The organism is Burkholderia sp. AU32262, assembly GCF_020419985.1.
In the GTDB taxonomy this organism is placed as follows: domain Bacteria; phylum Pseudomonadota; class Gammaproteobacteria; order Burkholderiales; family Burkholderiaceae; genus Burkholderia; species Burkholderia semiarida.
Map to the genome: position 1 here is coordinate 99,378 of NZ_JAIZRS010000016.1, position 12,582 is coordinate 111,959.

General features: G+C 67.0%; 12 protein-coding genes and 1 pseudogene. 4 read left to right on the forward strand and 9 right to left on the reverse strand.

The window, feature by feature from the left end:
- Positions 1 to 50: 50 nt before the first annotated feature.
- From LGN10_RS20285 to LGN10_RS33715, 7 genes are all read right to left on the reverse strand, one after another.
- Positions 51 to 605 carry a type 4 pilus major pilin gene (locus LGN10_RS20285; protein WP_226224828.1) on the reverse strand — a complete coding sequence of 185 codons (555 nt, stop codon included), beginning with the start codon at positions 603 to 605 and terminating at the stop codon, positions 51 to 53.
- A gap of 103 nt (positions 606 to 708) precedes the next feature.
- Complete coding sequence (locus tag LGN10_RS20290) at positions 709 to 1,785, reverse strand: type II secretion system F family protein (RefSeq protein ID WP_059582659.1); 1,077 nt, start codon at positions 1,783 to 1,785, stop codon at positions 709 to 711.
- On the reverse strand, positions 1,775 to 3,559 hold the full coding sequence (locus tag LGN10_RS20295) for a GspE/PulE family protein (protein WP_089465494.1): 1,785 nt from the start codon (positions 3,557 to 3,559) through the stop codon (positions 1,775 to 1,777). Before LGN10_RS20295 ends, LGN10_RS20290 begins: the two co-directional genes overlap by 11 nt.
- 4 nt (positions 3,560 to 3,563) lie before the next feature.
- Positions 3,564 to 4,151, reverse strand: a complete 588-nt coding sequence (gene pilP / locus LGN10_RS20300; protein WP_089465493.1) for a type IV pilus biogenesis protein PilP — start codon at positions 4,149 to 4,151, stop codon at positions 3,564 to 3,566.
- A complete protein-coding gene (gene pilO2 / locus LGN10_RS20305) occupies positions 4,141 to 5,457 on the reverse strand; it encodes a type 4b pilus protein PilO2 (RefSeq protein WP_226224829.1) in 1,317 nt (438 codons plus the stop codon). The genes pilP and pilO2 overlap by 11 nt, the downstream gene beginning before the upstream one ends.
- A 25-nt stretch (positions 5,458 to 5,482) precedes the next feature.
- Positions 5,483 to 7,216 carry a PilN family type IVB pilus formation outer membrane protein gene (locus tag LGN10_RS20310; protein ID WP_226224831.1) on the reverse strand — a complete coding sequence of 578 codons (1,734 nt, stop codon included), beginning with the start codon at positions 7,214 to 7,216 and terminating at the stop codon, positions 5,483 to 5,485.
- Complete coding sequence (locus LGN10_RS33715; RefSeq protein ID WP_319001247.1) at positions 7,216 to 7,659, reverse strand: toxin co-regulated pilus biosynthesis Q family protein; 444 nt, start codon at positions 7,657 to 7,659, stop codon at positions 7,216 to 7,218. The genes LGN10_RS20310 and LGN10_RS33715 overlap by 1 nt, the downstream gene beginning before the upstream one ends.
- Positions 7,660 to 7,700: 41 nt before the next feature.
- Here LGN10_RS33715 and LGN10_RS33720 point away from each other — a divergent pair, with 41 nt between their 5' ends.
- Entirely contained in the window at positions 7,701 to 8,114 is a 414-nt protein-coding gene (locus tag LGN10_RS33720; RefSeq protein WP_319001248.1) for a hypothetical protein, read from the forward strand.
- A complete protein-coding gene (locus LGN10_RS33725; protein WP_226288644.1) occupies positions 8,111 to 8,260 on the forward strand; it encodes a hypothetical protein in 150 nt (49 codons plus the stop codon). The genes LGN10_RS33720 and LGN10_RS33725 overlap by 4 nt, the downstream gene beginning before the upstream one ends.
- A 701-nt stretch (positions 8,261 to 8,961) precedes the next feature.
- Here the strand turns inward: LGN10_RS33725 and LGN10_RS20320 are convergent.
- A pseudogene (locus LGN10_RS20320) lies at positions 8,962 to 9,154 on the reverse strand (IS256 family transposase); the annotation flags it as partial.
- A 323-nt stretch (positions 9,155 to 9,477) separates the two neighbouring features.
- Here LGN10_RS20320 and LGN10_RS20325 point away from each other — a divergent pair.
- Positions 9,478 to 10,914 (forward strand): helix-turn-helix transcriptional regulator, encoded by a 1,437-nt coding sequence (locus LGN10_RS20325; protein ID WP_059582676.1) that lies wholly within the window; start codon positions 9,478 to 9,480, stop codon positions 10,912 to 10,914.
- Positions 10,915 to 11,088: 174 nt separating this feature from the next.
- Positions 11,089 to 11,556, forward strand: coding sequence for a lytic transglycosylase domain-containing protein (locus LGN10_RS20330; RefSeq protein WP_099317268.1), 468 nt, complete (start codon positions 11,089 to 11,091; stop codon positions 11,554 to 11,556).
- 207 nt (positions 11,557 to 11,763) lie between these two features.
- Here the strand turns inward: LGN10_RS20330 and LGN10_RS20335 are convergent, their stop codons facing one another.
- Positions 11,764 to 12,315 carry a hypothetical protein gene (locus LGN10_RS20335; protein ID WP_226224833.1) on the reverse strand — a complete coding sequence of 184 codons (552 nt, stop codon included), beginning with the start codon at positions 12,313 to 12,315 and terminating at the stop codon, positions 11,764 to 11,766.
- Between the last annotated feature and the right edge of the window lie 267 nt (positions 12,316 to 12,582).

The window sequence follows — 12,582 nt, forward strand, 5'->3', positions numbered from 1 at the left end:
CAGGCGGCTCGTGGCGTCAATCGGAGTGAAGGCCGATACTCTGGCCTCGATCAGGCGGAGGTCCAGACGATGGTCTTCGCACCACCGGCACAAGCGGCCTGAGCGGCGGCGGGCGTGACCGGCACGGTTTGCGGCGTACCGCCGATAGAGACGGCCGTCCAGGTTCCGCCGGCGGACGCCGCGTTGATGCATACGTCCGTCGGCACAGAATCGAATGTGATCGTGAATGTACCGGTGCCAGTGCCGTTAACGGTGACTGCGCCACCCCAGGCGTCGGTGACGGTATTTGCCGCGGTGTCGATGACGAGCGTCGTCGGGATGATGCCGGCGGCAATGGCGACGGTCGTCGTCAGCCCGTTGTAGCCGTTGGTCTGCCCCATATACAGCTTCTTGACGCCGGTCTGGATGGCCGTCACCTGCTCGGCCGTCTGATTCGACGAAGCACTGCCGAATGCGCCGCGCAGCAGCGCAATCGCGCCGATGACGACGATTGCGGCGATCCCGAGATAGGCGATCGCTTCGAGCAGGGTGGCGCCACGCTGCATGTGCCGCGCCCCACGGCTGCCCACCCGGGCGCGAATCGATGCGACGGTCTTGACATTCATGTTGCTCTCCTTGGTTTCCTCAATCGGCACGCGAGAAAGACGTGCCCCCTACCTTCAACACCCGTTCGTTTGCACTGCGCTTGCACGTCATTACACGGCAGGCTCAATGCACACTCCGGGCCAAAGCCGCAATTTCCTGCTGAATTCCGAAGAAGCCGCTGATGAGCCACGACAGCACGAGCGCGAGCACGACGATCGCCGCGCCGTTGACCACGCGCATCTGCGCCTCGATCGTCTCCACGCCGTCGGTCATCCATTCGTTGGCGATCGCGTGCAGCGCCTCGGCGAAGCCCTTGTATTCGGCATACACACACAGATCGTCGACGATCTCCTCCGAAGGAAACCGGTAGCCGGCGTTCTTCATTGCCTCGCCGACGTTGAGCCCCGACTTCACGCCGAACAGCATGTCGTCGATTCGCTGCCTGAGCCACGGCGTCGCATCGGCGGCCAGCCGCGCGAGCGAGCGTTCGACCGTGAAGCCCGCAGCCTGCAGCGACGAAAGCGCGACGAGAAAACCGCAGCCCGTAATGAGCCGATAGATCGAGTAAGGCGGGTAGCGGTCGAGCCAGGCCCGCACGTTGCCGGACCAGCGCGGCATCGAGTACAAGAGCGCCGCGACGAGGATCGCGAGCACCACGAGGCAGTAGATCATGCCGCCCTGCACGAACCGGGACAGCTCGTAGAGCGACTTCGCGACGCCGTGCCAGCGCTCAGGGCTCACGATCGACGCGAAGCGCGGAATCACGAGCTTGCCGAAGAGGTACACGTACCCGATCGTCATCGCCACGATCACGCACGGGTAGGTCAACCCGCCGACGATGGCCGTCCGGATCCGGCGGCCGTACTGCACGACGTTGCACACGTTCAGCAGCGCGGCCTCGAGGCGCCCGGACTGCTCGCCCGCCATGACGATCATCTGCTCGGTATGCGGCACCCACCACGCCATTGCCTCGGCCAGCATGCCGCCGTTTTGCACGACGCCGCGCCAGTCCGCGAGCGTCAATGCCAGCGGCTCGTTCGGCTTGCGGCCCTCGTGCGACGCACGCAACTCGAGCTCCTCGAGAATCTTGAGCAACGGCAAACCGTTCGCGAGCATTTTCGCGATCTTGCGATAGAGCCGCAGGCGCGCCTGCGTCGTGAGTTGCAGGCGCGCCCAGCGCCGGTTGAGTTCAAGTGCCATAGCCGCTTCCGAGCGGCTGCGGCCGCCCCCCGCTGCCCTGCATGAACGGCCCGACCACGCGCTCCGCCATGCGCGGATCGACGAGGCCCGCCGCCACTTTTTCGAGCGCGTGCTGTGCGACCGTCTGCCCCGCGAGCTCGCCGAGCCAGTACGCGTGCGCATCGGGCTTGCGCCCGGCGCGCAGCAATTCGCAAAACGTCGCGTCGGTGCGCACGACCTCGGCCACCACGGTCCGGCCGACCGTGCCGTTCTTGCAATGCGGGCAGCCCGGCCCGGCCACGCGCACCGCGTCGAACCGCGCGCCGACGGCGCGCTTCAAGCGCGCGACGAGCCCCATGTCGAGCTGCGCCATCGACTCGGCCAGCGGGCGCGAGCAGTGCGGACACAGCAGCTTGACGAGCCGCTGGCTGATGAGCCCCGTGACGAGCGATTCGTCCGTCACCATCGCGATCGGCAAGCCGAGATCGACGAGACGGTCCACGATCGCGAGCGCGCCGTTCGCGTGCACCGTCGTCCAGACCTGATGGCCCGTCATCGCGGCGCGCAACGCGCTTTGCGCCGATGCACGGTCGCGCACTTCGCCGATCATGATCGTATCGGGATCGAGCCGCATCGCGTTCGCGATCGCGGCGGCGAACGCGAGCGAGCGCGCCTCTTCCGTCGGCGCGTTGACGACGGGCGTCTGCACGGCGCCCTCGATCGGGTACTCCACCGGGTCTTCCACGGTGATGACGTGGATCGAGCCGGCCATCTCGCGCAGTTGCCTCGTCAGCACGCGCTGCAACGTCGTGGATTTGCCCGAGCCGGTCGGGCCGCTGATGATGTTCATGCCGTGCGGCTGCTGCGCGAGCAGCTCGAACGCGCTCGCCTGCGCCACCGTGAAGCCGAGCTCGGTCAGGGCCGTCGCCTCGCCCGCATCGTTGTAGAGCAGCCGCAGCACCATGACGCTGCCGACGCTCGTGGGCGCCGTCGCGATCCGCACGCCGAAAAGCCGGTCCGGCAGCTTGTCGCGATCGCCGATGGCCGCGTCCTGGCGTTCGTTCGGCTTGTAGGTGTTGTCCGATACGCTCGACATCGCCGCGTAAAGCGTGGCGAGCAGCCGCTCGCCGTACTCGCGCGTCTGCTCCGACATGCGCACGAGTTCGTTGTGGATACGAAAAAGAATCTCCGTGCTGAAGCGGTTCACACGGATATGGATATCCGACGCACGCTCGTCGCACGCCCGCGCGATCAGGTTCTTCGCGACGGCCTGCATCTGCGTGTGATCGATGCGCTCGGCACTGCCGTCGCGGCGCGGGCCCTGATAGCTGCGCCTGATCGCATCGAGCGTCACGAGCCGCGTCGTATAGCGGCAATTGAGCCGTTCGAGCCTCGCGCAGTACGACAGCACGAACGGATTCATTTCGTGCCCTTCGGCAACGAGCAGCGTGCCGTCGTCGAGCAGACAGAGAAACTTGCGCTCCTCGTCGCTCGCGGCGAACTCGCCGCTGTCCGAAAGCGGGCGCGCCACCGCGGCGAGCGGCAGCGCCTGCCCCGGCGGCTGGCTTTGCGACGCCGTTTGCGCGGGCCGCACCGAAGCGGCGGCGGCCGCGGCCACGGCGCTCAGCACCGGCTCGCGTGGCCGCGCAACCGGCGCGAGAGCCGGCGCGGCGGGGGCCGCGGGCTGAACCTGCGCAACAGGCGGATCGGTTTCGATCGGCTTCACGGCGCGCGAGAGAATCAGCGGCGTCACGCTCGTGGGCGTCTTGCCCGGCGGTGTCGGAGACGAACTCATCGCGTCACCTCGCAGGCATCGGCAACGCAGGCAGCGTCGGTATCGGCGGCACGCCGGGCGAGCCTGTCGACGCGACGTTGCGCGCGGGCTGCTGCCGCGCGCTCGCGGAGACGGTCAGCGTCGTGCGCCGTCCGTCCTGCGATGCGAGCACGATCGCACCCGGGCGAATGGCCGCCACCCGCATGCCGTTGGGCAGCGTATCGCCGGGCCCGACGTCGAACTCCGCGCCGTCGCTCGTCGCCACGGTTGCGCCGAGCTGCTTGCCGAGCCCTTGTGTCGCCACGAGCGACACGTCCGAATACGACGAGACGGTACTGCCCATCCGGTGCAGCGCTTCTTGCCGCTCCGCCACCTGCGCCTGCGCATCGAGCTTTTTCAGCTGCGCCTTGAGGATCATCGTTTCCTCCTGTAGCCGCATCAGTTCGTTGGCTGCCTGCACGGCGGCCGGTGTCGGAACGACGTTCATGCGCGGCGCCGCTTCAGCGGGCGCGGCGGCCGTGGCGGCTGCGGCGCTGGCCTCGCCGAACGCGACCAACGGCCACGCCCAGCAGCAGGCGAGCACCAGCACAGTCAATGCATCGTCATTTCTCATAGAGCACTCCGTCGAGCGTCCACTGCCCGGATTTGTATGAAAGCGTCTCGACGCGCACGCCCGGCTCGTCGAGGTACGTGATGAGGCTGTCGGGCCGCACGTCGCCCAGTTGCGCCGACATGCGCCAGGTCTGCCAGCTCGGCGCCGGGGGCGGGCCGCCGCCCGGATGCAGCCGGTCCAGCGTTTGCGAAGCGAGGCCGCGCTGCGGCGCGCTTGCCGGTTGCAGCGTGAACGTCAGGCCGATGCCCAGCAACTGGAAGGCGGAAAGCATGCGCAAGCGCACGCCGTGCACGCCATCGAGCACGTCGTCTCCCCCTGCGGGCAAGGCCAGCGGCTCCACGTAGCTCGCATGCTCGCCGTTGCCGTCGATCGTCGCGCGCGGCTCCGCCGCCATCAGCATCGCCACGTTCGATCCGCCCCGCGACCAGCTGTAGCTGACGTTCGACGCGCGGCAAACGTAGTCGTCGAGTTCCCAGCCGCCCGGCGCGATATGCGTGAAATGATCGAGGCACGCGCGAACGAACGCATCGGGCCGCGGCGCGCCGACCCATGGGTGCGCGGCTTCGGGCGGCGCCGCGGGCTTGGGCGGATGCAGCGCGAGTTCCGCGCGCATCCGCTCGAACGCCTGCTGCCGCTCGAGTTCCATACGGTGGTTCCGGTACGCGACGATGCCGGCCGCCACCGCGGCCGCCACCACGATCGCGCCGGCGACCAGCAGCACCTCGCGCCGCGGTGCGCGCCGCGAGACACGCGACAGATTGAGCCAGCGCGGCAAATGCGGCTTGCCACCCCGGCGCGGGATCATGTCCTCGATGCGTCGCGCGTAGAAGTTGTGGAACCCCTGCACTTCCAGCTGCGGATCGCCGATGACGACGTTCCAGCCGCCGAGGCTGTAATCGCCGTGCAGCCGCTCGAACACGTCTTCGCTCGAACCGATCCAGTCGCCGTTCGGCAGGAACGCGCCGTCGCGCACGGCGAAGTAGGCCCAGCGCCCGTCGGGCAGATGAAACGCACCGAGCCAGTTGGGCGCCGGCTGCTGGCGCCCGTCGTAAAACGCGCCTTCGGCCGCGATCGTCTTCGACACGAGCGCGCCGAGCGACGGCAAGCCCAGTTGCGCGCCCTCGCGCGTGCTCGCGAAACCCACGCCCGCGAAGGTGCGGTCGATACGCAGCACCATCGCATCGAAATTCAGGCGCGCGGCGAGTTCCACGGCCTCCGCGCGCAGCGCGTGCCGGCGCGAGAGCGATTGCCAGAAAAGGCCGCATATGAAACGCTGACGGCCGATCTGGATGACTTGCGTCGCCATGACGGATCCTGTGCCCGAGCGCGCGTCAAGCGCCGTTGATCGCGATCGGCGACAGCAGGATGACGATCACCTCGCGCGTGCCCGACGCGTTGAATCCGCCCATCGCGTAGTTCGACGGATGGCCGACGCCTTGCCGGTTATCCTGATCGGTGATGCCCTCGTAGCCGCTGATGACGAGCGTCTGCCCCGACTTCACGGCGATGCGCTGCAGGAAGTTGCGCGTGTCGACGGTCGGCAGCTGGATCTGCTGGTTCGCCGGGCCGAACGGCGCAAGGTTCACGAGCGACGAAATGTTGCTGTAGAACTGCATCATGATCGTGCCGTCGTCGAGGATGTGCGGCAGCACCGTGAGGTTGAAGCCGGTCGTGATCGTGCCCGGCGTGAGCGAAGTCTGGCTGCCGATGTTGACGGTGTTGGTCGTCGAGATCTGCGCGAGATAGCCTTGCTGCTCGGCCACCTGCACGGGAACGGGCTGATCGTTGAGCGTCGTGATCGAGGCCGAGGTCTTGCGGTGCACCGTACCCTGCGTCGAAAGCGCATCGATGATGGCCGTCGTGCTCGAGGCGCGGCTCGACGGTGTGATCACCGTGGCCGAGAGCTCGCTCGGGTTCTGGATCATGCTCGTGAACGCGGTGGTGATGCCGAACTGCGTGCCGAGCGCCTGATAGACCGCGTGCCAGTTGATGCCGTAGCTGTCCTGCGCGGAAAGCGTGACCGAGAGCACCGTCACGTTGACGAGCACCTGCCGCGCGAGCACGCGGTTCTGCTGCTCCATGAACTCGCCCACGCGTTCGAGCACGTCGGGCGTATCGGTGACCGAGATCGAGCCCGTGGCGGGCGAGGTGATGACCGAGCCTGCCGGAGAGAGCATCGCCTTGATCGCCGTCTGCAAGCCGTTGTACACCGAGAGTTGCGCGTTCATCGTGATGTTCGCGGTGTTGTCCGACGACACCGACGGCGAACCGGACGCCCCGCCGCCTCCGCCGCCGATGCCCGCGCCACCGGCGCCCGATCCGCCCGCGGCCCCCGCGCCGTTGCCCGACGCGCCGCCGCTGTTGCTCGCACCGCTCACGACGTTCGTATCCAGCCTCGAGTCGCCCGGAATGGCGACCACCTGGTAGACGCGCGTGGCCGTGTAGAAGAAGACGATCGCGCCGTCCTCGTACTTCCAGTAGACGCCGAAGCGGGCCGACGCCGTGTCGAGCAGCCCGCGCAGCGTGCCGCGCGAATACGCGATGCGCACGGGCGACGATACGTTCGGCACGCGCGCGGCCACCGTCGCGGCGCTCGTGCTCGGCGCGGGCCCCTGCAGCAGGCCCGGTGGCAGCGGCGGCACGCCCGGATAGGCTCCGGCGCCGCCCGTATCGACCGCGGTCTGCGTCGCGCGCGCGGCCGCTTCGCTCGTGCCCGGCGCGACCTTGGCCGGCAGGTGCGCGAGGCGCGAAATGCGATCGGCGAACATGCGCAGCGAATCAACCGTGCCGTCGAAGCTCGCCGGCTCGTCGAAGAGCTTCGGCAGCGTCGATTTCGCCGCGATCTTGATCGTCTTGCCCGAAAGCCAGAGTTCGTCCTTGACGATGACGTCGTCACTGCCCGGCACCGCGCGGTTGTCGCCGTTCGACAGCTTGCCGAGCAATTGCCCCGCACGCGTGGTATCGGCCTGCGAGCTGCGCTCGATCTTGTCCAGGAGGCCGGTGCACCCCGCGAGCAGCGAGAGGCAGGCGGCAAGGATGACGAAAGGACGACGGAGGACGCTCATCAACTTGCTCCTTTGGGAACGACGCGCATGACGCGGTTGCGCTGGTACAAGACCACCTGAATCGGCACCTGCGCGCCGGCGAGCGCATTGGTCACCTGACGCAGCGCTTCGGCGAGCGTGCCGTGTATCGTGGCCGTCGCGTCGACCTGAAAATCGGTCGGCACGTCCCAAATGAATTGCCAGCCGGCTTCGCTCGCCCAGCGCGCGAGCGCATTGCGCACGGAGCCGTCCGACAGGCGCATCTGCCACTCCGTGCGCTCGGGCGCCGCCGCGGGTGCGAACGCCGGCGTCGCGACGGGCGCCCACGATGGGGCCGGCGTGTCCGGGCCGGACGCCGGCTGCATGGCGGCGAGCAGCGGGGGCTCGATGGCGTCACGCTTTGCGGGCGCGGGCGCCTGCGCTCGCGGCGGTGCTGAAACAAGTGTCGGCACCGATGCCGGCATGGCCGGCCCGGCTGCCGGTGCGGGCGACGTCACCAGACCGGATGCCGGTGCTGGTGCTGGTGCTGGTGCTGGTGCTGGTGCTGGTGCTGGTGCTGGTGCTGGTGCTGGTGCCGGTGCTGGTGCCGGTGCTGGTGCCGGTGCTGGTGCCGGTGCTGGTGCCGGTGCTGGTGCCGGTGCTGGTGCCGGTGCTGCCACGGGCACGACCGCCGGTGCTGCCGCCGGTGTGCGAGCCGATGCCGGTGCTGCAGGCGTCGACGTCGAAACGCGCGCCTGCGCCACGGTCTGCGCCTGTGCAATGGCAGGCCCCGCCGCGGGCGCCATCGCCGCCGCGCCCGTGGGCAACGTGGAAGACGCATTCGTGGCGGCACCGTTCGTGCGCGACGCCGCGCCGGCCGCCGGCAAGGCAGGCCGCGGCGCGTCAACGTTTGCGCGCCGTGCATGCGCAGTCACCGTGAGCAAGCGCATATCCGTATCGATGCGCGCCTGCAGCGCGGGATCGACCGACAGCACCTCGCCGAGCGCGTGCGCGACCGACGAGCCGGCGCGCCAGCTCACGGGCGCGTCGGCCCATGCGCCCGCATTCGGCACATTGATGCTGTAACTCGTCGGCATGATCTGCTCGAGCGCGCGCAGCAACGGAACGTCGTGGCCGCCCGTGCGCACGACGCCGCCCAGGCGCTGCCCGCCGTCGACGATGACTTGCTGATCGGAAGCGTGCGCGACCGTGCAGGCGAACCAGACGCCGCACAGCAGCACCCGAATTGCCGACGGCATCGCCGCTATCCAGACATTCGCCCTCGCCCGGTTCCACCTCTTGTCGCTCATGCACCTCGGATGCACCGGAAGCTCTATTTTTCTTGTTGCCACGTTCTTTTCAATCTACTTGAACCACGCCAATGGCCGCCCGAAAAGCAGCACCGAAAGGCGTCAGGAATTCGAAAGAAATTATGTAAGAAAACCGTAACGCCGCGTAAGGATAGCACTACAGCTCAATGGGTGTTTACGACAACGTACACCGCACCTTTAAGTAAAAAAATAATCCTGGAAAATCATCCTGTCTCGGCCGGCATGGATGATACAGGCACTGGCGAGAGAACGTCGCCTTCGCGTCGCAAGCCCCGCCCAGCATGGCGCTGTGGCAGCCGCGAAATTTTTTTTTGACGTTTAGGCGCGAATCGCGGAATGGCCACCCTGGAAATATGGCAGATACAAACGTGTGCTATGGCGCCGTTCGCGGGCAAGCCGCCAATTGGGTGCCGTACAGGAGGTATTCGGAATTCCGTGCGTCAGGTGGATTGATATTCAGATTCCATTGTTTAATCTTTCTGAATAAACAAGCGCGAACTGATTCACGGCGCGCTCCAATCGTGCTGGGAACTGGTCCATTGACCAAGACGTTGCGCAGCGCCAGCCAAATCAGCTTGAGCGCCGCCTCATCCGACGGGAAGTGGCCGCGCGTGATCATCTTCCGAGGCTGCATGTGCAGCGACTCGAGTTTGCGTGGCATGAAGCGGCCCCCTGGCCGTCGGTTCATGCGTCACACACGAAGATCCGGACAGGCTCGGCGTGCACCGCGCCAAACGGCGCACGGCGGCGGCAAACGTAACAAATCATCAAAAAGCCGCGACGCAGGCCTCCCGCTCGTGCGTGAAAGTCCACCGCGACACCGCCCTATCCGGCACATGCCGATCCCGAATCGAAGGTAACAAACCATCACAAACACGCGCCTGAATCGGCCCGCGATGAAAACATGCGCTCACGGCTTCACGAATCGTTTCACGCCGCTTAACGCATCGCTCATTGAGTCAGGAGCACGACATGTTCTCAACGATCTACTTCGCCGCCGCCTCGGCCCTCGCTTTCGACGACACCCCCGCGGACGTCGCCTCGAAAATGCTCCACGGCCAGTTTCTCGACGCTGTCCGCCACGCCGCACGCCATGCCGATACCGACACGGCGCAAGCTCAGCCCGGCTACGCACAGCTGCAAGTCTGCGCCGACCTCGAGCTGATGCTCGGCCGCCATGAAGAAGCGGAGGAAACGTATCGCCGCGCGCAAAAAGCCATTCGCGCCCATCGCGACGGTCTGCGTATCGCGTCGTGCCGCAATACCGGCTGGCAAGCCTTGTTCCGCAACCAGTTCAACGTCGCGCTCAGTTGCTTCAAGCGCGTCGGCGAGGAAAAGGCGGCCACGCCGCGCCAACGTCTCGACAGCCTCCTCGGTGCGACGCTCGTTTCGTTTCATCTGGGCTTGATCCAGGCAGCGTGCCATCGCCTCGGCGAGCTGGCCGCGCTGGCGGCAACGCATGGCGATCGCCGCTGGAGCTACCTCGTGGACGCGCTGCGGCGGGACCTCTTCGCGCAGCACGAACTGCACGGTGCGGAGCGACTCGCCGACCACATCTACTGGCGCTCGGCCATCGCGGAGTTCGAGCCGAGCGAGGCACCGGTACCCGGCTCGCAGCCCGCCGGGACCGTGCTGCCGCTGCTGGCCGAGCGACTCTCGCACCTGAGCCGGCTCGTTTCGCTGGCCGACGGCCGGACGAGCGCGGGCGAAACGCTCAAGCAATACGTGAGCTGGAGCCGCCAGGCCGGCCTCAACGATTACCACCGCAGCCTGTGCCTGGAAATCACGCTGGCCGCGATCGCCGGCCACGCGACGCCGTTGGCCGAAGCGATGCTCGATGCGTCCGGCGCGGCGAATTCGCAAGGCAGCCAGCATGCGCGCTGGTACCTCGACTACCTCTACTGCCGCGCGAAGATCATGCAGCAGCAGATGCGCACGCAGGAATTCGCGCAGTTCTACGGCCGCTACGCGCTCGCGTCGATTCAGCACGTGCGCGCGGACAGCATGTCGATGCCCGCCGCCGCGGCCGACCACATGCAGGCATCGCGCACGGCGCAGCGCTCCGACGACGTGAGCGCCCGCCTGCCGGCGAAATACCGCCGCGCCTATCGCTACCTGATGGACAACCTCGACCAAAAGGACCTTTCGGTGCGCGAAGTGGCATCGCATGTGGGCGTGACCGAGCGCGCGATGCAGGCAGCGTTCAAGAACCACCTCGGGCTGTCGCCGAGCGAGCTGATCCGGCGCCAGCGGATGGAGCGCATTCGCGGCGATCTGCTCGACGACGGCGCACCGGCCACGCGCGTGCTCGACGTCGCGAACAAGTGGGGCGTGCGCCATCGTTCGACGCTGGTCAACGGCTACCGGCGCGTGTTCCAGGAAGCACCGTCGGAGACGATGGGCCGCTGAGGGCAGCGGTGTGCGGCGCCCAAGCGCCTGCACCGCCGATCGCCAACACGGCCGGCCCACGGCTTTTTTCGCCAACGCCGTCCGACGAAACGCAAACGCGTGGGTCGGACGGCGTTTTCATTCGCACGTCGGTGCGAAGCGATTCCCCGCACCGCTTCTCTTACCGGATGATCCATGATGCGACCATTCACCCCCAAGCCGGCGCTCGTGCTGGCGCTTGCCATTCTGTCCGCGCGGCCCGCCGAAGTGCGCGCGCAGACTCCCGACTGCTTTGCAGCGGCTGCAGCCTATCAGCAGGTGAGCCCCGTCGTGCTGCGCGCGATCGCGTGGCAAGAATCGCATGGCAATGCGAACGCGCTCCATCGCAACCGGAACGGTTCGACCGATTACGGCATGATGCAGATCAACTCGATTCACCTTCCGCTGCTGTCGCGCTACGGCGTCTCGGCGGACGACCTCATGAACCCATGCCTGAGCGTCTACGTGGCTGCGTGGCACCTGCACAAGATGATGGTCAAGTACGGGAATACCTGGGCGGCGATCGGTGCCTACCATTCGGAGACACCTGCCGAGCGCGACCGCTACGCGCGTTCCGTGGAACGCATCGTCGAGCGCATGAAGCTGACGGATGACGGGCAGTAAGACGAGGGGGTAGCCGGGGAGACCCGGCTGCCGGCGAACGTCGTCAAGCGAGAATGCGACGTTGCATGAAGAAATCGTCCCGCATGGCGAGCGCCAGGGCAAGCACGAAGCGCAGACGAAGCAGGAACAAGGCAGGCAGGACGTGTGGACGATCAGACCGGGGCGTTCGCGAGCCGCGCGCGAAAACGCCGCGGCCCGCCGCAGCCGTTACTGCCCCTTGGCGGCGTTCGAAATGTTGCTGGCGCCCTTGTTACCCACCGACGCCAGCGCCGATGTGAGCTCCTGCGACTGCTGGTTGACGGCGGCCGCCAACGCGTTCGCGTTGTTGAGCCGCGTCATCTCGCTTTGCTGCCTCATGAAGTCGTTTTGCATCGCGGCCATTTGCGTCACGGGGTCCCCTGCGCCGAGGGCCGATGGACGCACGATGTCACCCGCCGCATGCATCGCGGTGGACGCGATACCAGGCGGCAGAAAGTGGCTTCCGGCATGCAGCGCCGAACTCAGCACCTGTGCACCGACGTTCCCCGCGCGCCCCGGCAGGCTCGCGAAGTTGCGCGGCGGCGGAGGAGGCGGCGGCGCGCCGTCGGCCCCCTTGAAGCTGGACAGCCCGTCCAGTTGGCCTTTGCTGCGCGCGGGCGCTTGCTTTTGCGCGCCGTCGGTCGCACCGTTCTTCGTCCCTTTCTCGAATTTCGCGATAGTGGACTGGACGAGCCCCGGTCGAATTCCTAAGCTGCTCATGGAGAACTCCTTGAGTGACATGACGATTTCCGTCGCCGGCAACATCGCTCGATGTCGGTGCGGCACGGTCCCCGCATCCCACTCACGCGGAGCGATATCGAGGAATGCAAGCCCAAGCTTATGCTCCACGGCATTGCGCCACGCAAGCGACGCGACGCGGCGAGCGAAATTGCGAAGCGCGCATGCGGCAAATGCGATGAAACGCGCAAATGGATCCGCACGCGCAGCACCGCGCCGGCATCGACGTGCGCTTTTTTGCACGCCACTTCGGAATCGGCAGGCTGCCAC

Excerpts from the sequence above, each read along its gene's own strand:
- LGN10_RS20285 (WP_226224828.1), bottom strand. The coding sequence starts at position 605 with ATGAATGTCAAGACCGTCGCATCGATTCGCGCCCGGGTGGGCAGCCGT.
- LGN10_RS20290 (WP_059582659.1), bottom strand. The coding sequence starts at position 1,785 with ATGGCACTTGAACTCAACCGGCGCTGGGCGCGCCTGCAACTCACGACG.
- LGN10_RS20295 (WP_089465494.1), bottom strand. The coding sequence starts at position 3,559 with ATGAGTTCGTCTCCGACACCGCCGGGCAAGACGCCCACGAGCGTGACG.
- pilP (WP_089465493.1), bottom strand. The coding sequence starts at position 4,151 with ATGAGAAATGACGATGCATTGACTGTGCTGGTGCTCGCCTGCTGCTGG.
- pilO2 (WP_226224829.1), bottom strand. The coding sequence starts at position 5,457 with ATGGCGACGCAAGTCATCCAGATCGGCCGTCAGCGTTTCATATGCGGC.
- LGN10_RS20310 (WP_226224831.1), bottom strand. The coding sequence starts at position 7,216 with ATGAGCGTCCTCCGTCGTCCTTTCGTCATCCTTGCCGCCTGCCTCTCG.
- LGN10_RS33715 (WP_319001247.1), bottom strand. The coding sequence starts at position 7,659 with ATGCCGGCATCGGTGCCGACACTTGTTTCAGCACCGCCGCGAGCGCAG.
- LGN10_RS33720 (WP_319001248.1), top strand. The coding sequence starts at position 7,701 with ATGCCGGTGCTGGTGCTGGTGCTGGTGCTGGTGCTGGTGCTGGTGCTG.
- LGN10_RS20325 (WP_059582676.1), top strand. The coding sequence starts at position 9,478 with ATGTTCTCAACGATCTACTTCGCCGCCGCCTCGGCCCTCGCTTTCGAC.
- LGN10_RS20330 (WP_099317268.1), top strand. The coding sequence starts at position 11,089 with ATGATGCGACCATTCACCCCCAAGCCGGCGCTCGTGCTGGCGCTTGCC.
- LGN10_RS20335 (WP_226224833.1), bottom strand. The coding sequence starts at position 12,315 with ATGTCACTCAAGGAGTTCTCCATGAGCAGCTTAGGAATTCGACCGGGG.